At 39.9% G+C, this 18,972-nt stretch carries 15 protein-coding genes, 5 tRNA genes and 1 other RNA gene; 1 reads left to right on the forward strand and 20 read right to left on the reverse strand.

The genetic code is table 11. From position 1 onward, the window contains the following. Positions 1-137 precede the first annotated feature (137 nt). The 12 genes from BLS16_RS06935 to BLS16_RS06990 all read right to left on the reverse strand — a co-directional run bounded on the left by BLS16_RS06935 (position 138) and on the right by BLS16_RS06990 (position 13,530). Positions 138-392, reverse strand: a complete 255-nt coding sequence (locus tag BLS16_RS06935) for a sigma factor G inhibitor Gin (RefSeq protein WP_092331601.1) — start codon at positions 390-392, stop codon at positions 138-140. A gap of 29 nt (positions 393-421) precedes the next feature. Continuing rightward, on the reverse strand, positions 422-1,648 hold the full coding sequence (locus BLS16_RS06940) for a Ger(x)C family spore germination protein (protein WP_242876222.1): 1,227 nt from the start codon (positions 1,646-1,648) through the stop codon (positions 422-424). Beyond that, on the reverse strand, positions 1,645-2,739 hold the full coding sequence (locus tag BLS16_RS06945; RefSeq protein WP_092331607.1) for a GerAB/ArcD/ProY family transporter: 1,095 nt from the start codon (positions 2,737-2,739) through the stop codon (positions 1,645-1,647). The genes BLS16_RS06940 and BLS16_RS06945 overlap by 4 nt, the downstream gene beginning before the upstream one ends. Positions 2,740-2,743: 4 nt before the next feature. Beyond that, on the reverse strand, positions 2,744-3,835 hold the full coding sequence (locus BLS16_RS06950; protein WP_092331609.1) for a GerAB/ArcD/ProY family transporter: 1,092 nt from the start codon (positions 3,833-3,835) through the stop codon (positions 2,744-2,746). 2 nt (positions 3,836-3,837) lie between these two features. Continuing rightward, positions 3,838-5,409, reverse strand: coding sequence for a spore germination protein (locus BLS16_RS06955; protein WP_092331612.1), 1,572 nt, complete (start codon positions 5,407-5,409; stop codon positions 3,838-3,840). A 215-nt stretch (positions 5,410-5,624) separates the two neighbouring features. Beyond that, complete coding sequence (locus tag BLS16_RS06960; RefSeq protein WP_092331615.1) at positions 5,625-5,879, reverse strand: pro-sigmaK processing inhibitor BofA family protein; 255 nt, start codon at positions 5,877-5,879, stop codon at positions 5,625-5,627. 133 nt (positions 5,880-6,012) lie between these two features. Continuing rightward, positions 6,013-9,543 carry a pyruvate:ferredoxin (flavodoxin) oxidoreductase gene (gene nifJ / locus BLS16_RS06965; RefSeq protein WP_092331617.1) on the reverse strand — a complete coding sequence of 1,177 codons (3,531 nt, stop codon included), beginning with the start codon at positions 9,541-9,543 and terminating at the stop codon, positions 6,013-6,015. 682 nt (positions 9,544-10,225) lie between these two features. Continuing rightward, a complete protein-coding gene (gene recR, locus BLS16_RS06970) occupies positions 10,226-10,822 on the reverse strand; it encodes a recombination mediator RecR (protein ID WP_092331620.1) in 597 nt (198 codons plus the stop codon). A 7-nt stretch (positions 10,823-10,829) separates the two neighbouring features. Then, positions 10,830-11,156, reverse strand: a complete 327-nt coding sequence (locus BLS16_RS06975) for a YbaB/EbfC family nucleoid-associated protein (protein WP_014901054.1) — start codon at positions 11,154-11,156, stop codon at positions 10,830-10,832. 87 nt (positions 11,157-11,243) lie between these two features. Beyond that, on the reverse strand, positions 11,244-12,908 hold the full coding sequence (gene dnaX / locus BLS16_RS06980) for a DNA polymerase III subunit gamma/tau (protein ID WP_092331622.1): 1,665 nt from the start codon (positions 12,906-12,908) through the stop codon (positions 11,244-11,246). Between the two features lie 98 nt (positions 12,909-13,006). Next, positions 13,007-13,272, reverse strand: an RNA gene (ffs, locus tag BLS16_RS06985) — signal recognition particle sRNA large type. Between the two features lie 166 nt (positions 13,273-13,438). After that, positions 13,439-13,530, reverse strand: a tRNA-Ser gene (locus BLS16_RS06990). A gap of 213 nt (positions 13,531-13,743) precedes the next feature. Between BLS16_RS06990 and speD the strand changes: the two genes are divergently transcribed. Next, positions 13,744-14,550, forward strand: a complete 807-nt coding sequence (gene speD, locus BLS16_RS06995; RefSeq protein ID WP_092331625.1) for an adenosylmethionine decarboxylase — start codon at positions 13,744-13,746, stop codon at positions 14,548-14,550. A 151-nt stretch (positions 14,551-14,701) separates the two neighbouring features. Here the strand turns inward: speD and BLS16_RS07000 are convergent. The 8 genes from BLS16_RS07000 to pdxS form a co-directional block, all read right to left on the reverse strand. Further along, positions 14,702-14,792, reverse strand: a tRNA-Ser gene (locus BLS16_RS07000). A gap of 41 nt (positions 14,793-14,833) precedes the next feature. Next, the gene (gene tadA, locus BLS16_RS07005; protein ID WP_092331628.1) at positions 14,834-15,280 is read right to left on the reverse strand and encodes a tRNA adenosine(34) deaminase TadA; all 447 of its coding nucleotides are present in this window, start codon (positions 15,278-15,280) and stop codon (positions 14,834-14,836) included. 16 nt (positions 15,281-15,296) lie between these two features. Next, positions 15,297-15,374: transfer RNA gene (locus tag BLS16_RS07010), tRNA-Arg, on the reverse strand. A 69-nt stretch (positions 15,375-15,443) separates the two neighbouring features. Further along, positions 15,444-15,520: transfer RNA gene (locus BLS16_RS07015), tRNA-Arg, on the reverse strand. A 33-nt stretch (positions 15,521-15,553) separates the two neighbouring features. Continuing rightward, positions 15,554-15,643, reverse strand: a tRNA-Ser gene (locus BLS16_RS07020). 124 nt (positions 15,644-15,767) lie between these two features. Further along, positions 15,768-17,033, reverse strand: a complete 1,266-nt coding sequence (serS, locus tag BLS16_RS07025) for a serine--tRNA ligase (RefSeq protein ID WP_092331630.1) — start codon at positions 17,031-17,033, stop codon at positions 15,768-15,770. A gap of 410 nt (positions 17,034-17,443) precedes the next feature. Then, positions 17,444-18,022 carry a pyridoxal 5'-phosphate synthase glutaminase subunit PdxT gene (gene pdxT / locus BLS16_RS07030; protein ID WP_034599293.1) on the reverse strand — a complete coding sequence of 193 codons (579 nt, stop codon included), beginning with the start codon at positions 18,020-18,022 and terminating at the stop codon, positions 17,444-17,446. A 2-nt stretch (positions 18,023-18,024) separates the two neighbouring features. Then, entirely contained in the window at positions 18,025-18,909 is an 885-nt protein-coding gene (pdxS, locus tag BLS16_RS07035; RefSeq protein ID WP_014901047.1) for a pyridoxal 5'-phosphate synthase lyase subunit PdxS, read from the reverse strand. Positions 18,910-18,972 lie beyond the last annotated feature (63 nt).

Raw genomic sequence — 18,972 nt, forward strand, 5'->3', positions numbered from 1 at the left:
CCATTTATCCATAAATGTACGAATACAATTTTGACAGGGTACAATCTTAGTTTAACATGGATTAGGAAATATTTCATCCAAATGGCAACTCCTGTTTATTTAACTTGAATATTATTTTTCAAATTCCAGATGATGATCTAATAAAAAATCCCTTTTATTAAGAACATAAACTCCTGATATTCTGGTGACCCCGGCTCTGCTGAGAACAACTCCTGTTGACATTCCGAACAAAAAAACATTCCTTGTATTCTAAAACCATCATATAATCCTTCTTTCGGAACCTTCGTACACCGATAACACACGGGCAAAATTTTGCCCCCGTTTTTTAAAATACTTGAATTGTTATCATTCAATTCTAAAGAGGGCTGAGCAGTGATTGTAGGCTTAGACATAATTTAATTCCTCCTAGTTACTTCTAACCCTAGTCTTGCCCCTCTCCTCCTGAATTAGTCGCACTGCTGCTGGACATTCCGGTATTATGAACTGTTACTTTTATGTCAAAGGAAACTGGAAAATCGGAAACTTCTTGCTTCCAACGTTCTTTTAGATTCTTCCAATACCTAGGGTTTCTTTGCTCAATATGCCTTCCAACCCCTAGAAAATCAAAACCTAATTCTCTTTGCTTTTTAATGGCACTCTCGCATTCCTGCTGAATTACTTTAGCAAAGCTCCCTTCTGCCTCTTTAACTAGTTCTATCCAATCCGTCCCGGAGAGTTGTCGATCCAGCCCTAAAACTTCATCAATAGCAATGCTCGTTCTTACTTGATAGTTTAGCCCGAAATTTTCGCCATCTGTTTTAACTTTATACCTTGTACTAGATTTCAGGACTTGACCACTAAACTTCACGTTGCTTTCCTTGAGATCCACAGTATTAATCAACCGATTGGATACATCATCTTCCAGCCACATATACCCTTTTGTTTCTTCATCGTTCAGAAAATCAACTAATTGATCTCCATTCAAAACTCCTGCTCCTTCAATTCGAATCTCTCCGGCCTCATCACTTTTTTCTGCTTTATAGTGAATCCCTTCTCCATCCTTGACTGCTTCAACAACCGGCAGGATGGGAGCTGTGCTTTCAGTGCCTAAAACCGTAAGGTAATGCCCTAAGCGTACCATGGGAAAGGCAGACAGTTCATTTCCTCCTTCAATAATACTTCTAATATATAAAGCCGGCAGTTGCTCGGAGCGTAGCTTTAAATTTAACACGTCTTCAGCCTTGCCTCGAGCAATAACCAGATACATCGAACGGCGAAATTCTGCAAAACGCTGAGCAAAATCTAACATATTGTTAAAGCCGCCAGCTTTTGCAACATCCTCCCCAATGACGATTACCTTTAATGAGCCCATAAAGGGGGTTCGATAAGCTGCTTTAGATACTATATCAAAGGCTTCTCTAACACTTGAGGCTTCCGCACCTAAAGTCCGTTCTTCAGTTTCTGCCCCGCTATTACCTCCCTTTTTTGTCTTTGCATATTGTTGTGTAATAAGATATGTTCCTGGCTTTTCCCCCAGATCAAATCCTATTCCCATCAGAGGGGCTAAATCTTCTACTTCTCGCTTTCCCCAACATCCTGATATCGATAAAATTAAAAACAGACAGATTATCATTAGTCCGGTCATATACTTTTCTCTGCAACTTTTCATGAGACACCCGCTTTCTTCTTCCAGTGAGAAAACGTCCATATCGTGAGTATCCATAGACTTGCAAAAGGAAAAATAAGATAATCATCAACAAGTCCAATTTCTACGATTAAGCCAGGCCCTCGCTTATTATTGAGGGCAACCCCCATAAATATCATCCCGACAACTAAATGACTCTTAGTTCCTTTAAGCCTAAATAGACTTTCTAAGCTCCAAAGAACAACGAAAAAGAAGGCACAAATCTTTATAACCAATGCCCCAAACCATGCTCCTAAAAATAAGGATTCAACTCCGGAAATTGTTCGACTTACCTCTACCATTTTCCCTAATACCAGTAAACCATAGACTAAGTTAACAGTTTCAGAAGGTCCAAATATCACTATCTGCATTAAGACAACCAAGGTATTCACAAAACCTACTAAAAAAACTGCTAACCATATCCCCTTTTTCAAACGAGAAAACTCTTGCTTATCGGTTGGTAAAAAAGGTAAAATTCCAGCAAAAAACAGAATGTACTCCATTACAAACGGAGTCACTTTGAAACCAGCCAAAATAATTGGGACTATTCCTTGACCTAAAATCGGCATTAGTTCTCCTTGTTCTATACGTGGTATGGAAAGTCCAATATTCAACACTAAGGCAATTACAACCAGAGGAAAGACCACTTCGGTAAAACGCGTGAAAACTTCAATACCCGATCTGGCTAAGTATAAAACTAGTAACAGTCCCCCCAGGTAAAACATTTCAATTGGGGTTCGCGGCATAATCGATGATTCATAAATATCTCCGATTTGTCCTAACAATAAACCACCAAAGTAACTCATAATTAATATATAAAGTACACCGATAATTTTACAAACCCATTTTCCCAGTAAGATTTCTGTAATCTGTAGTAAGTTCTTTTGAGGGTACTTTTTGTACAACGACAAGATCATCAAGCCATATGGAATTCCTAGGGCAAATCCCGGCAACACAGACATCCAACCATCCCTTTCGGCGACCCCAGTTGTCAGCGAGGCTATGGGGAGAAAGGTCGTCCCCATAAGTACGGCTGTTCCTAGTATAGTAAATTGATGTGAGGAGATTCTTTCCATTTCTTCAGTTTCCAGCTCCCCTCTTCCAGCGCGTAACTCCCCAGAGAACCGGTATCCAAAGAGATACAAAAGGCATAATTAGGTATTCATCAATAAGCCCAATTTCAGTAATTAAAGAAGGCGCTCTGACATTTTTAAAGGCAATTCCCAGAAATATGATAGCTGTTAAATGCTGCCATTTTACACCTTTTAAACCAAAGACACTTTCCAAACCCCATATTGCTACAAAAAGAAGTGATCCTATCTTTATGACTGCAGCAGCAAACCAAACACCCAAAAATAAGGATTCCACTCCCGAAACTGTCCGACTTACTTCTACCATTTTCCCTAATGCCAGTAATCCGTATACCAGACGAATAGTCTCTGATGGCCCAAAAACAAGCATTTGAATCAGTGCTATAAGGGTGTCAAGCATGCCTGCCCAGAAAATAATTTTCCAAGCTCCCGTTTTTAGTTGACCAATTGCTTTCTTATCCGTAGGCAGATATGCAATAACTCCGGCCAAAAAGAGCATATATGTCATTACAAAAGGAATAACTTTCAATGAGCCCTTAAAAATAGGGAGTAATCCCTCTCCTAGGATTGGCAGAAGTTCTCCTTGCTCAATTCGTGGAATAGACAGTCCTACGTTTAAAAGTATTGCCACCACGATAAGAGGGAAGGTTATCTCAGAAAAACGTCCAAAAACTTCAATTCCCGATCTGGTTAGGTATAGAACAAGAATGATCCCGCCTAAGAAAAAAATCCATAGAGGAGTTAGTGGCATAATTGATGTTTGATAGATATCTCCAACTTGCCCCAGCAATAACCCCCCGAGGTAGATGGCACATAATAAATAAATTATCCCAATTAGTTTTCCGATCCACCTTCCAAAGGCCTCTTCAGATATCTGTAATAAATTTTTGCGAGGATAATAATTCATTAGGGACAATACCATCAGACTGTAAGGAATTCCTAGTGCAAATCCCGGCATAACGCTCATCCAGCCATCTCTCCCCCCGACTAAAGCAACTATGGACGCCACGGGAAGAAATGTGGTTCCTAACAATACTGCTGCTCCTAAAGTTGTGAATTGATGTGCTGAAATTCTTTCCATTGTCACCCTTTCCCCTTTGAGCGGGGTTCTTGAACATCTATCAATTGAGGTCGGCGCTTTAATGCCCACCATGGGGCCCTAACGAAAGTATCCTGTAACAAGGCCCGTACACGTAGCGGAGCAATAGGACTTGTATACGGCACTCCAAATGACCGAAGTCCTAATAAGTGGATCAAGATAGCATAAAGCCCAACTGCTACACCAAAGAAACCAAGAATGCCAGCCAATATCATCAAAGGAAATCGTAAGAGCCGCACAGCTAAACTAAGGTCGTAATAGGGGATAGCATAACTGGCAACAGCTGTCAAACCAATAATAATGACCATCAGGGGACTGACCAAGCCTGCATTTACTGCTGCGTCCCCAATAATAAGTGCCCCTACAATTCCAATCGTTTGTCCGATTGGTTTGGGTAATCTTAGGCCGGCTTCCTGTAATATTTCTAATACTATGGTCATTGTTAAGGCCTCTAATAAGGCGGGAAAAGGTACTCCCTGCCGGCCTGCGGATATACTCATTAATAAATCCGTAGGGATAATTTCTTGATGAAATGTTGTAACCGCAATATAAGTACTCGGAGCCACAACTGCTACAAAGGCTCCTACATAACGTACAAAACGTGAAAGAATTGCTGTCATAGCTCTTTGATAATAGTCCTCATTAACATTTAGAAACTCAACTAGTATTGCCGGTACAACTAGGACTATAGGTGTTCCATCAAGAATTATTCCCACCTTCCCCTCTAAGAGCTTGCCGGCTAATACATCCGGCCGTTCAGTATAGGCAATCTGGGGGAATGGGGAATAAGGAAAGTCTTCAATCATTTCCTCTATATATCCCACATCTATCACACTATCCATCTTAATTTTGCTTAACCTTAGCAATACCTCAGAAACAATATCCTTGTTTGCTATTTTCTCAATATAAGTTACTACAAGCTCAGTGTTTGATATATCCCCAAGTTTTAAGGAGATAATCCTCAACGAAGGATGTTTAATCTTCCGCCGTAGAAGAGAGGTATTAATTCGAAGTGTCTCGGTAAAGCCTTCATGTGGCCCTTTTACAATAGATTCAGCAATAGGCTCATTGACGCCGCGATTAGCCCATCCCCTTGCCCCAATAGAAATTGCCTCAGTAGATTCTCCAAAAAAGATAACTGCGTCGCCAGATAATATAGTACTTACAGCCTCTTCCATTTTCGAAATCTTCTTAATTTCTATACCAGGGAGAAAATTTTGAATTGTGATTTCGATGACATTAGATAGTGTGACTCGCTCTAACTCCGGGTGATGGTTTAAATCCACCATAAGAGGTTTTAAGACAAATTGGTCAAGTATATTTTTATCAACAAGACCGTCAACTACTACTAACATACAAGGAATACGACTTTTTCCGGGAAAACTAAACTCTCGAAAGACAATGTCACTGCTCTTTGAGAGGATTTCCTTTACTGTCTGCCCTGATAGGGGCTTATTCATATCCTCTTCAAATGAAAAAGAAGGAGATTTCCGTATTCGTCGCTCTCCCTTAGGACGTACAGTAAGATCTTTAAGCATCTTCATCCAGCTTGACATGAAATCCCTCCCATTCAGCTTATTTTGTCCTGTAATGTGTTGATTATTCGCCCGGAATTATATCTCCTGACTGATACCTGAATCCTAACCCCTTACTAGAATAGAGTACTTTGGAATTAGACTTTTTTGCTAAAACAAAGAAGAAACTGCACATTGACATGGCAGTTTCTTCTTTGTTTTATACAGTTAGGTGATTTTAAGTCTGCTATTTCCTGCTATATCCCCAGCAGTTGTAAGACCGTTAAAGCTAATACTCCCGGGAAACCTAATAGTCCTACTAGCAAGATCGTAAACAGGTTAATTGGAATATCCAAGCCGATTACAGTTAACAGCAAGTTTAAAAGCCAGAGCCCCACAACTCCTCCCAAAACATGTATTAGTACTTTAAGAAAGACTCTAGGTTGTCCCATAGACGAACGCACAATTAATGCCAATAAGATTGCAAATAATCCCAAAAAAACAAAGGTCATGGAAATCCTCCTTTGCCTAAAGCATATTAAAGCATATGCTTATAAGAACAAAGTAGAACACAAAAAAGAGAGCAGGCTAATAACCTACTCTCTTTTCTTTCATTGTTGTTAATTTAGAATTTGCTGTTATGAATTAATCCCACTTTTGTTCAGCTAAACGTTTATATGACTCATAGCGAACCTTCGCATACTTCTCTGCACCGACAAAGAGTTCTTCAGCACTTTCAGGGAAGGTGTTCAAGAGGGATGAGTAACGAACTTCACCCATGATAAAGTCACGGAAGGATGCACTTGGCTCTTTCGAATCTAGGCTAAATGGATTCTTGCCTTGATCAATCAAGTCCGGATTGAAGTGATAGAGATGCCAGTAACCAGCATCAACTGCTTTCTTTTGTTCCTGTACACTCTTAGTCATTCCAGATTTAAGTCCATGGTTAATACAAGGAGCATAAGCAATAATCAAGGAAGGTCCTTTGTAAGCTTCGGCTTCTTTAATTACTTTAATGGTTTGAGCCATATTAGCTCCTAAAGCAATCTGCGCAACATAGACATATCCATAACTCATTGCGATCATGCCTAGGTCTTTCTTGCGAATTTTCTTACCGGCAGCAGCAAATTTAGCAACAGCAGCTCTTGGTGTAGACTTTGAAGACTGGCCACCAGTATTCGAGTATACCTCAGTATCCATAACAAAGATATTTACATCGTCACCCGAAGCTAGGACATGGTCTAAGCCACCAAATCCGATATCATAAGCCCAGCCGTCTCCACCGAGAATCCATTGGGATTTCTTAATAAGATGATCCTTCTTCGCCAGAATTTCTGCAATAACCTTATTATCTCCTGTGTATCCGCTCAATCCTACAAGAATCTTAGCTGCGGCAGCTTTAGAGGCATCAGCATCATCCCAACCGGCCAGCCAATCTTGGAATGCTTCTTTTAGATCTGCACTAATATCCATTTCTAAGGCTTCAGTCATTAAATCAAACAGCTTTTCGCGGATCTGACGAACGCCTAAATACATACCATAACCGAATTCAGCGTTATCTTCAAATAAGGAGTTAGCCCAGCTAGGACCTTTGCCGTCCTCATTCGTAGTATAGGGAACCGCTGGAGCACTTCCACCCCAAATCGAACTACAGCCGGTTGCATTGGAAATCATCATACGATCTCCATATAATTGGGTGATAAGTTTAACGTAAGCAGTCTCTCCACATCCCGGACAAGCACCATTGAACTCTAGTAAGGGTTGTGCAAATTGACTACCTTTAACTGTTGTTACATCAAAAAGCTTACTCTTATTCTTCAGGGTAACAGCATACTCCCAGTTGGCAACTTGTTGCTCGGTTTGCTCTGCAGCAGATTTCATAACCAAAGCCTTTACTTTAGCCGGGCAAACTTCCGCACAGTTTCCACAACCGGTACAATCCAAAGCACTTACTTGAACGCGGAATTGCAAGCCAGTTGCTTCCTTACCAATAGCTTTCTTACCTACAAAGGTTTCCGGAGCACTTTTTGCTTCTTCTTCATTAAATAAGAAGGGGCGAATTGCTGCATGAGGGCAAACATAGGAGCATTGATTACATTGGATACAATTATCAATTTGCCATTCCGGTACGATTACACCAATACCACGCTTTTCAAAGCTGGTGGTTCCTACAGGGAAAGTTCCATCTTCACGACCTATGAAGGTGCTGACAGGAAGACTATCTCCCTCTAATGCGTTCATCGGGCGTAGAATGTTTTTGACAAAATCCGGCTCATCAACTGCTGCGGCAGCCTCAGCCTGGGCAATGTCTGCATTTTCCCAAACAGCTGGAATATCAACCTTGACGAGGGATGTTACACCCATGTCAATCGCGGCAGTGTTCATGTCAACAATATTTTGACCTTTCTTGCCATAGGTTTTCACCACAGATGCTTTGAGATAATCGACAGCTTCTTCAACAGGAATAACATTAGCCAGCTTAAAGAAAGCTGCTTGCATAATCATATTAATACGGTTTCCAAGTCCGATTTTTCGGGCAATTGATACAGCATCAATGATATAGAAGTTAACTTTATTCTTTGCTAAAGCTTTTTTCATGGATGCAGGCAGTTTTTGCTCCAACTCTTCCGGTGTCCACTGGCAATTCAAAACAAAGCTTCCGCCTTGTTTAAGGCCTTTTAAGAGGTCATATTGGTAAACGTAAGTTTGGTTGTGACAAGCAATGTAATTAGTTCCTGTCACATAGTAAGGGGATTTAATCTGTTTTTTGCCAAAGCGAAGATGGGAAACAGTAATTCCGCCAGATTTTTTACTGTCGTATTGGAAGTATGCTTGGGCATAAAGCTTGGTATGATCTCCAATAATCTTAATTGCTTGTTTATTGGCTCCAACAGTACCATCAGCGCCCAGACCCCAGAATTTACAGGAAATAGTCCCTTCTGGCGCAGTATCGATGATTTCGTCTTCCGGTAAGGATGTATTAGTTACATCATCAATGATACCGATGGTAAAGCCATTCTTAGGTTGTTCCGATTTGAGGTTCTTATAGACAGCCAGTACTTGGGATGGGGTGGTATCTTTAGAACCTAAACCATAACGCCCTCCAACAATAACTGGTTTGAGATCACTGGTATAGAAAAGTTCATTAACATCAAGATATAATGGTTCGCCCAAAGAGCCAGGCTCTTTTGTACGATCAAGTACGGCAATTTTCTTAACAGTTTTTGGCAGTGCTTTAAAGAAGTATTCACTGGAGAATGGACGGTATAAATGAACTTTTACAACGCCAACCTTTTCTCCTTTAGCCATTAAGTAGTCGATAGTTTCCTCAATAGTATCGCAAATGGAGCCCATGGCTACGATGACATATTCAGCATCATCTGCACCATAGTATTGGAATGGATGGTATTCTCTACCTGTCAGTTTCTTATACTCTTGCATATAATGTTCAACGATGTCAGGAATTGCGTCATAGAAACGATTTGAAGCTTCCCGACCTTGGAAGTAAATATCAGGATTTTGAGCTGTTCCACGTAGAACAGGGCGCTCAGGATTTAATGATCTGTCACGAAAAGCCTGAACTTCATCCATATCTAAGAGTTGACCAACCTCTTCGTACTCTGGAACTTCAATTTTTTGAATTTCATGAGAAGTACGGAATCCATCAAAGAAATGAAGGAACGGAACTCTGGACTTTACGGTTGCAAGATGAGCTATAAAGCCTAAATCTAAGGCTTCCTGTACATTGTGAGAAGAAAGTTCTGCAAAACCTGTTGCACGTACTGACATAACGTCCTGATGATCTCCGAAAATAGAGAGTGCATGAGTTGCTAGGGCACGAGCACTGACATGGAATACACACGGAAGTAATTCCCCAGCAATTTTGTACATATTAGGGATCATTAAGAGTAATCCTTGTGAAGCGGTATATGTAGTGGTCAGAGCCCCAGCCTGTAGGGAGCCATGAACTGCACCTGCAGCACCGGCCTCAGATTGCATCTCAACAACTTTCACAGTTTGTCCGAAAATGTTTTTTCGTCCGTGGGCTGCCCACTCGTCAACTAACTCAGCCATGGTTGATGAAGGGGTGATGGGGAAAATAGTTGCAACTTCTGTAAAAGCATACGATGCGTGAGCGGCTGCCTCATTCCCATCCATAGTTTTCATTTTAGCCATAATTTTTCCTCCTCATGTGATTAATTTAATTTTTGGGAATCATTAGGTTAGGTACTCTTCTTATGGCGATCCCTCTTTCAATTATTTAAATTAATTAAGTAACTTTCTTACTTAATTAATTAGTTAATTAAGTAATTAATTAAGTAATTAATTGAAATCAGGCCTTGAAAAGATTGAATTTTTACGAAACTGGTGTAAAAAAAGGGTGAGGGAACAAATTCAGGTCATGCCTGAATAGTCCCCTTTGTCACAGTATATCTTTAATTCATATACCGGTCAATAATAAAATCTATATATGGCATGTTTTGTTTTTCACAATTAAATTTTGTTTTGTTTCAATCCATGATACAGAAATATGATTAGTTATAACATTCGGACTATTTAGAATATATTAATCCTTCTTCTTAAGCGTTACTATATGTTCTAAAGGTTTTCTATTTATGTAACATTGCAGTCTATAATTATAATGAATTCTAAGTGTCCTTAATAAATCTAGTAGCGCTATATAGCGTGATACCCACCCTCGGCGCCTACGTAATCTTACCAGCCTTGCGCCTCGGCGATACTCTCCACTGGAGAGTATCGTCACTGGAGAGTAGCTGAGATCGTTTTACTTGCGAGAATTTATTAGTATTATTCTGCTTGAGAAAATAGTTTTATTACCATTTCATTAAAAGAAAATCTATAAATCTCTCCTGCCCTCAAGAGCACGCGCAATAGTTATTTCATCTGCATATTCTAAGTCTCCACCAACGGGTAACCCGTGAGCTATTCGTGATACTTTTATCCCCATTGGTTTCAACAATCTAGCCAAATACAGAGCGGTCGCTTCCCCTTCCACAGTGGGATTCATTGCCATAACGACTTCCTTAATTCCTTCTAAACGTCTTAAAAGTTGATTAATCGTCAATTGCTCTGGTCCAATCCCATCCATTGGAGAGAGTACACCATGGAGTACATGATAAATTCCTTTAAATTCCCCGGTTTTTTCTAACGATACTACATCTCTTGGGTGCTCGACGACACATAAAGCAGTTAGATCTCTTTGCATATTTTGACAAATTGCGCAAGGATCCTGATCAGTAAAATTTGAGCAAATCGAACATTTCCGAATATCCCTGTTCGCAACAACAATAGCCTTTGCTAGATCCTCCGAAACTTGTGGTTGTTGAAGAAGGTAAAAAGCCAGCCTCCCTGCTGTTTTGGGTCCAATCCCAGGTAAACGAGATAAGGAGCTAATTAGTTCCGCTAAAGGCTGGGGGTATTTTAAGAAATCCATAGAACACCTAGAATAATCCGGGGATTTTTAAACCGCCCGTCAATTTACCCATCTCATTGCTAGTCATCTCTTGAGCTTTCCGTAATCCTTCGTTTAAGGCCGCTTTTACCAAATCCTCAAGCATTTCTACATCTTCAGGATCTACTGCTTCCGGTTTGATTTTTAAATCTACTAATTCCATTTTCCCACTCACTACAACTTGAACCATTCCGCCCCCTGAAGATGCATCTACTGTTCTCGTCTGAAGCTCTTCTTGCATTCTAGCCATTTCTTCTTGCATTTTTTGAGCTTGCTTCAACATCTGGTTCATATTGCCACCCATGCCGCCACCCATACCTTTAAAACCTGCCAATTTAAACACTTCCTATCTTTAAGTTTATAAATAATTAATCACTGTCTATTAATAATTTAATGGAAAAATCTATTCTCTTACCTCTATAAGATCTGATCCAAACAGGTCTTTTGCTTTATCTATTAAAACCTGTTCTTGGTTTTTTACCTCTTGGTTATCCTGATCATCTATGGTTTTGAATTCATTTTCCATGATATTTTGTAATGTCAATGTTGTACCAAACATCAGGTTAAGGACTTCTTCGACAGTCTTACGATTTTCTGCCTGATTTACTTTATCTTTATGAAAGGAACATCCTTCTCGAAAAAGAATTATTAAATTATTACCTTCAAGTTGAACGGGTCTTCCTTCCATCAAAAAGGCTTGAGTTGATTTTTTGCGTTTTTTGACCTGCTCCATTACATCATTCCAACGATCTTGAATACTTTTAATTGTTAATTTAGAATTACTATCTGATGCTTGCTCCCCCAGACTACTAGTGTTCTCTACTACTTCTGTTTTTAATACATTGTTTAGAGTATTTAAGACACCTGTATTCGGTATTTTAGGTGACTTCACTTCACGAGGAACTTTATTGAGAGGAGATAGCCCTTGGATCTGTTGTTCGAGAGCAGACAGTCTTTGTAAAACTTCTTCTTGCCCATTTATCCGTTGATGTTGAGTTCCATAAATAGTTTGTACCAATAATAGTTCGGCGGCTAATCTGGCATTAGAAGCGTATTTAAGCTGACCTTCTCCTTGTAAAAGTATCGAAATCCATTTCAAAATGCGAGAGATCCCAATTTGTTTACTCTGTTTAATTAACCGCTCTTGAATATGTGGTGCGACCATAGGAGTGTCACCAGTTGCAGCAGTTAACAGCATTTGACGCAAATAATCTAAGAGTTCTCTAATAATTTGCCGAGGATCTCTCCCTTGTTGAATACCATCAGATAAAAAATTTATGCACTTACCATAATCATCTGAAGCAATTTCATCGACTAATTTTGAACTATAGGTTTCACCAACCATGCCTAGAACCAAATAAACTTCTTCTACCCCTATTGAACCCTCTTGAAGAAGACATTGATCTAAGATACTTAGCGCATCTCGAAGTCCTCCCTCAGATTTCTGAGCAATAACTACCAGCGCATTGGGATTAACTTCCCGCTTTAAAGAAGTACAAACCTCAGTCAGTCTCCTTTGGATACCTTCAATTGAAATTCGATGAAATTCAAAACGTTGTACCCGGGATAAGATTGTTAAAGGGATTTTCTGAACTTCGGTCGTTGCTAGAATAAAAACAACCTTTGGAGGAGGTTCTTCCAAAGTTTTAAGTAAAGCATTAAAGGCCTCTGTCGTCAGCATATGTACTTCATCAATAATATAAACCTTATGTTTACCTTGAATTGAACTTAACTTAATATTTTCGCGTAAATCGCGTATCTCATTAATACCACGATTAGAAGCTGCATCAATCTCGAAAACTTCCATGGCTGAGCCCTGATCAATACTAATACAGGAAGAGCATTTATTACAAGGTTCCTGACCATTACGTTCTTCGCAATTCAATGCCTTGGCTAATATTTTCGCTGCAGTCGTTTTACCCGTACCTCTTGGCCCACTAAATAAGTAGGCATGCGCAATTTTATCTTGTTTAAGAGCATTAAGCAGCGTCTTAGAGATATGTTCTTGTCCGACTATATCTCTAAACAATTTCGGGCGCCATTCACGATAAAGTGCTAAATATGCCATGTCTTCACCCTCAATAAATAGAGTGTATATATCAAAATTATACTTTTGAATAGTATCAAAAAAGATGGTACATGACCACCTTTATTTCATATAAATAGCCGTACACCTTTGATTGAATCATCGCTTCCGAACGTTACCTTGATCAGCAGACTCAATTCAGGCAACCCTACGGCACACAAAACGTTCTCCTTAGTGCTGCTTCCGTCAGGATCTGACACGGTTCGGAGTGTTCTGTTGCGTAAGACCAAAATATCATCGCCGCCAATCAAAGACAGCTTCACAAGCGTGACCCTTTCGCAGGAATTCCACCTTGCTAGAGCGGGCTGCAAGTTACAGGGAACCGCTACCTCCCCGTCTAGTACGGCTAAATCAATTATAGCAAAATATAGAAAACTTGGCTAGCGCCAAGCCTTCAGGAGACAATCGGTGCCTCCTTAGCTGACTCAAAATAGTCATCGATGGTACCGCTTAAAATTTTAAGGTATAGAAGTAAAAAAGCCCAAGTCAGATGCTTTGGCTTGTTAGCACAATGGCGGAGAGAGAGGGATTTGAACCCTCGACACCGGTTGCCCAATGTACCCGCTTTCCAGGCGGGCGCCTTCGACCACTCAGCCACCTCTCCAATGGTGTTCCTTCGTCAAAACATATGCGTTTCGAGGAATTTAGTGAACAAGAGAGATTATATCGCAAATACACAGGCACGTCAATCCCTAAATGTCTGTAAATATATTTATTTTAGTATTTTCTTTGATGTTTAAATGATATTTGAATATTTTCATCCCAAAAATCGCAAAGTATGTTTGTGTGTTATGTTCTATATATTATGGAGGATAGAATGGAGATCAAACAACTACGGGAACTTAAACTATACGGATTTAATAATCTTACAAAAACTCTCAGTTTTAACATGTATGATATTTGCTATGCAAAATCTCCGGAACATAGGCAAGAATATATTCAATACATTGATGAAGAATATAACTCAGACCGTCTTGCAAGAATTCTTACCGAAGTATCTACTATAATTGGTGCTCGCATTTTAAATATTGCTAAACAAGATTATGATCCTCAAGGAGCAAGTGTTACTATGCTTGTCTCAGAAGAACAAGGTAACACTCTAGAACCTTTAACAGATACAAATAAGTCATTTCCTTCAACTGTTGTAGCTCATCTTGATAAAAGTCATATCACTGTTCACACCTATCCAGAGAGTCATCCGAATAAAGGTATCAGTACCTTTAGGGCAGATATTGATGTTTCTACATGTGGAAAGATTTCGCCTCTCACAGCTCTTAATTATTTACTAAATAGTTTCTCCTCAGATATTGCCATCATTGATTACCGAATTAGAGGATTTACACGTGATCTCGAAGGCAGGAAATTTTTTATTGATCATAAGATTAACTCAATTCAAAACTATATCGCTAAAAAAAAGAAAGAACTCTATCAAATGATTGATGTAAATGTCTTTCAAGAAAACATTTTTCATACCAAAATGATTCTAAAAGACTTTAATCTAGATAATTACCTATTTGGTACTGCTAAAAATGAACTCTCAACCAATGAAAAAAAGAGAATTAAACAGCGTTTAACTAGAGAAATGGCTGAAATTTTTTATGGTCGAAATATTCCACGAGTTTAGTCTGTTGGATAAGTTAGGTTGCAAACAGCAGATAATCCCTACAAATTTAATTATCTTAAATAATTGTGCTTATTGAATCCGTATATTTTTTTGATCAATTTTAAAAGTGCCTTTGCGGCGAACCGCAAAGGCACTTGTCTTAGTTATGTAATGGCGGAGGAGGTGGGATTCGAACCCACGGACGGCTCACACCGTCAAACGATTTCGAGTCGCTCTCGTTATGACCACTTCGATACTCCTCCGTATATAATTATGATGAATTCTACCATTTCTGATAAGAATTTCACCGTAATCGTTTAAAAAATGTTTTTAAGATATTCGAACAATCATCTTCTAAAATTCCTGCTACAACATCAACCTTATGATTCCATAGCTTTGTATTCAAGACATTCAAAACAGAACCTGTTGCTCCACCTTTTAAATCTGCAGCCCCATAAACAAGTTGCTTTAAGCGAGCCTGCACGATGGCTCCTGCACACATTGGACAAGGCTCTAGGGTTACATACAACGTGGCGTCTGACAGACGCCAAGAACCTAACTTCTCAGCCGCACGTTGAATCACTAAGACTTCAGCATGCGCAGTAGGATCCTGCCTCAGTTCTTTTTCGTTAAACGCCGAGGCAATTATTTGGCTGTCCTTAACAATAATGGCTCCAATCGGAACTTCCCCTAGAACTAAAGCCTTCTCTGCTTGAACCAGAGCAAGACTCATCCAATCTTGATGAAGCATAGTTACCTCAATTTTTTGGTGACCCTGGGAGGAATCGAACCTCCGCAAGACAGGGTTTAGGAAACCCCCGCTCTATCCCCTGAGCTACAAGGCCATTAGTTTTTTAAAAGAGCAAAAAGTTCGATATACGTACTTCGAATATCGAACCTGTTTACACAATAATTGGTGCGCTCGGAGGGATTCGAACCCCCGACATTCAGATTCGAAGTCTGACGCTCTATCCAGCTGAACTACAAGCGCAAAATAATAATCAAAGTCATTCACTTTAAATAATGGCGGAGGGGGTGGGATTCGAACCCACGGACCCCTTGCGAAGTCACCGGTTTTCAAGACCGGGTCCTTAAACCACTCGAACACCCCTCCAAGTGAAACAACCGAATAAAAGCATACCATATATTTTGTAAAGTTTCAACTACTAATTACTATTATTTACTGGAAATTTGAGGTTTAGTCCAATAAACATTAAAAAATTTACTTGAATTTACTATCAACCAATATATTCTACACCCATATACGGTTGTAAGACTTTAGGAATACGGACCCTACCGTCTTTATCTTGATAATTTTCCATAATAGCTGCAACTGTTCTTCCAATCGCTAATCCACTACCATTTAAGGTATGAACAAACTCAGGTTTATCTTTAGGCCCTCTGCGAAAGCGGATATTTGCTCGTCGTGCTTGGAAATCTTCAAAATTGCTACAAGAGGATATTTCTCTATAAGTATTAAAGCTTGGCAACCAAACTTCTAAATCATAGGTTTTAGCCGAAGAAAAACCGAGATCTCCTGAGGATAATGCCATGACACGATAAGGAAGTTCCAAATCTTGAAGAATACCTTCCGCATCCTTAGTCAGCAATTCAAGTTCGTCATAAGATTTTTCCGGAAGTGAGAATTTGACTAGTTCTACCTTATTGAATTGGTGTTGTCTAATAAGTCCTCTTGTATCCCTTCCAGCCGAACCAGCCTCTGAGCGAAAACATGAACTATAAGCACAATGATGGATCGGCAATTGACTACCATCCATTATTTCATCACGATATAGATTTGTCACAGGAACCTCTGCAGTAGGAATTAGAAAATAATCCGTTCCTACAATTTTAAAGGCGTCGTCCTCAAATTTAGGCAATTGACCGGTTCCAGTCATAGAAGCACGATTAACAATATACGGAGGAAGTATTTCTGTATAACCCTTTGAAGTATGGCGATCAAGCATAAAAGAAATTAGGGATCTCTCTAACTTTGCACCCAAGCCTTTATAAAATGTGAAGCGAGCACCTGTGACCTTTGCTGCTCTGATAAAATCAAAAACATCTAGCTTTTCACCAATTTCAAAGTGGGCCTTGGGTTCAAAATCAAATTCTCGAGGGGTTCCCCAAGTACGTACTTGAACATTGGCACTCTCATCTGAACCAATTGGCACAGAAGTATGGGGAATGTTCGGAATATCATAGAGAACCCTTTCCATCTCTCCTACAATGCCCGCTGATTTTTCTTCCAGTTCTTTGATTGTTTGACCTACTTCTCGCATCTCCAATACGAGGGCCTCAGCATCTTCACCCTTTTTCTTAAGACGACCAACTTCTTCAGAAACAGAATTACGACGAGCTTTCAACGTTTCAACTTCAAATAAAAGTTTTCTTCTTTCTTCTTCTTGTTGTAAGAAGTGATCGAGACTAATTGAAACATTTCGCTTCAGCAGAGCTTCTTTTACCACTTCAGGGTTATTACGTACATACTTAAGATCTAACAAACAAAACACCCTCCCATGCCATATGAAGACTAGGCTAGCACCACACACACACACGAAGACACTGTCTTCGCACGAATTAATCTTACTTGCAGACACTGTCTCCGCTCATATTAACCTACTTGAAAGCGATGACCATGACGATAAGCGGACGAGCTTATCGCCACACTGCAACCCAATACGCATACTCCTGCAGTGCGGATTAGTCAAGTGTCCCTGTAGCCCACACGAAGACACTGTCTTCGCACGTAGTAACCCTTCTTGCAGACACTGTTTTCGCACGGATTACCCCTTCTTAAAAGACACTGTCTTCGCACGAATTAATCTTCTTGCAGGACGGCTAAGGGGACGACGACCAGGATTGCCAGCACCCATTAGCCAAGATTGGCTATAAGGAACCCACAAGCGATAGCTTAATGCTCATCAATCATTTTTAAAAAGTATTGATGAACTCTATGATCTGAGGTTAGTTCCGGATGAAATGCGCTGGCTAACAAATTTCCTTGTCTTACAAATACAATTTTGCCGTTATACTCCGCTAATATACCTACATTTGGAGCAACTTCCTTGAGGTAAGGTGCCCGTATAAAAACAGCACGTAAAGGATTAACTCCTAACGCAGGTACTTGGAGATCCGTTTCAAAACTTGCTATTTGTCTGCCAAAGGCATTACGTTCCACTACCGTATCCATAAGATTCAAACTATATTGTTCACTATCGACAATAGTTTTGCTAAGTAAAATCATACCTGCGCAAGTTCCAAAAATAGGCATATCTTTAGCGCCAAGTTCCTTAATCTTATCGCCCATCTCATCAATTCTCAGGAGTTTACCTATAGTAGTACTTTCTCCACCTGGAATGATAAGCCCTTGTATTCCATCAAGATCACTTGTCTTACGCACCTCAACAACATCGCAGCCTAATTTTTCCAAAACCTGCCGGTGCTCGCGAAAAGCACCTTGTAGTGCTAATACGCCAACACGCTTTTTCATTCTTACCAACCCCGTTCTTGCATTCTCTGAGATTCAGTCAAGGTTGATATTTCAATTCCAGACATAGGTTGTCCTAAATCCTTAGAAATTTCTGCAAGCAATTTTGCATCTTTGTAATGAGTTGTTGCCATTACAATAGCTTTGGCTCGTGCTTTTGGGTCACCGGATTTAAAAATACCAGATCCTACAAAAATACCGTCTACTCCTAAATGCATCATCAATGCTGCATCTGCCGGTGTTGCTATTCCTCCTGCAGCAAAATTAACGACAGGTAGCTTGCCGTGTTCTGCAACATAAAGAACTAAATCATAGGGTGCACCCATATTTTTAGCTGCAGACATAAGCTCCTCTTTGGGAGTTAAGGTTAAAGCACGTATTTCACTCATAACAGTTCGCATATGTCGAACTGCTTCAATAACGTTACCTGTTCCAGGCTCACCCTTCGTACGAATCATGGCGGCACCTTCACCAATACGGCGTAACGCTTCCCCTAGATTCCGACATCCACAAACAAAAGGAACTTTAAAATCGTGCTTATTAATATGATAAGAATCATCTGCAGGTGTTAGCACTTCAGACTCATCAATATAATCAGCGCCTAAGGCCTCTAAAATCCGAGCTTCAACAAAATGACCAATTCTTGCTTTAGCCATGACTGGAATAGACACTACAGCCATAATGCTCTGGATTATCGACGGATCTGCCATACGTGCAACCCCACCTTCTGCACGTATATCTGAAGGAACACGTTCTAGAGCCATGACAGCACATGCTCCAGCCTCTTCTGCAATAATAGCCTGTTCAGGGGTTGTTACATCCATAATAACTCCCCCTTTAAGCATTTCCGCAAGTCCAGTTTTTACTTTAAATGAACCGATGTCAGTCATTATATTTGTTCCTCCTCAAGATAAAATATTAAATACTAGTGTATGTATAAAAACGCCATTCTA

Origin of the sequence: Desulfosporosinus hippei DSM 8344, assembly GCF_900100785.1 — a bacterium.
In the GTDB taxonomy this organism is placed as follows: Bacteria; Bacillota; Desulfitobacteriia; order Desulfitobacteriales; family Desulfitobacteriaceae; genus Desulfosporosinus; species Desulfosporosinus hippei.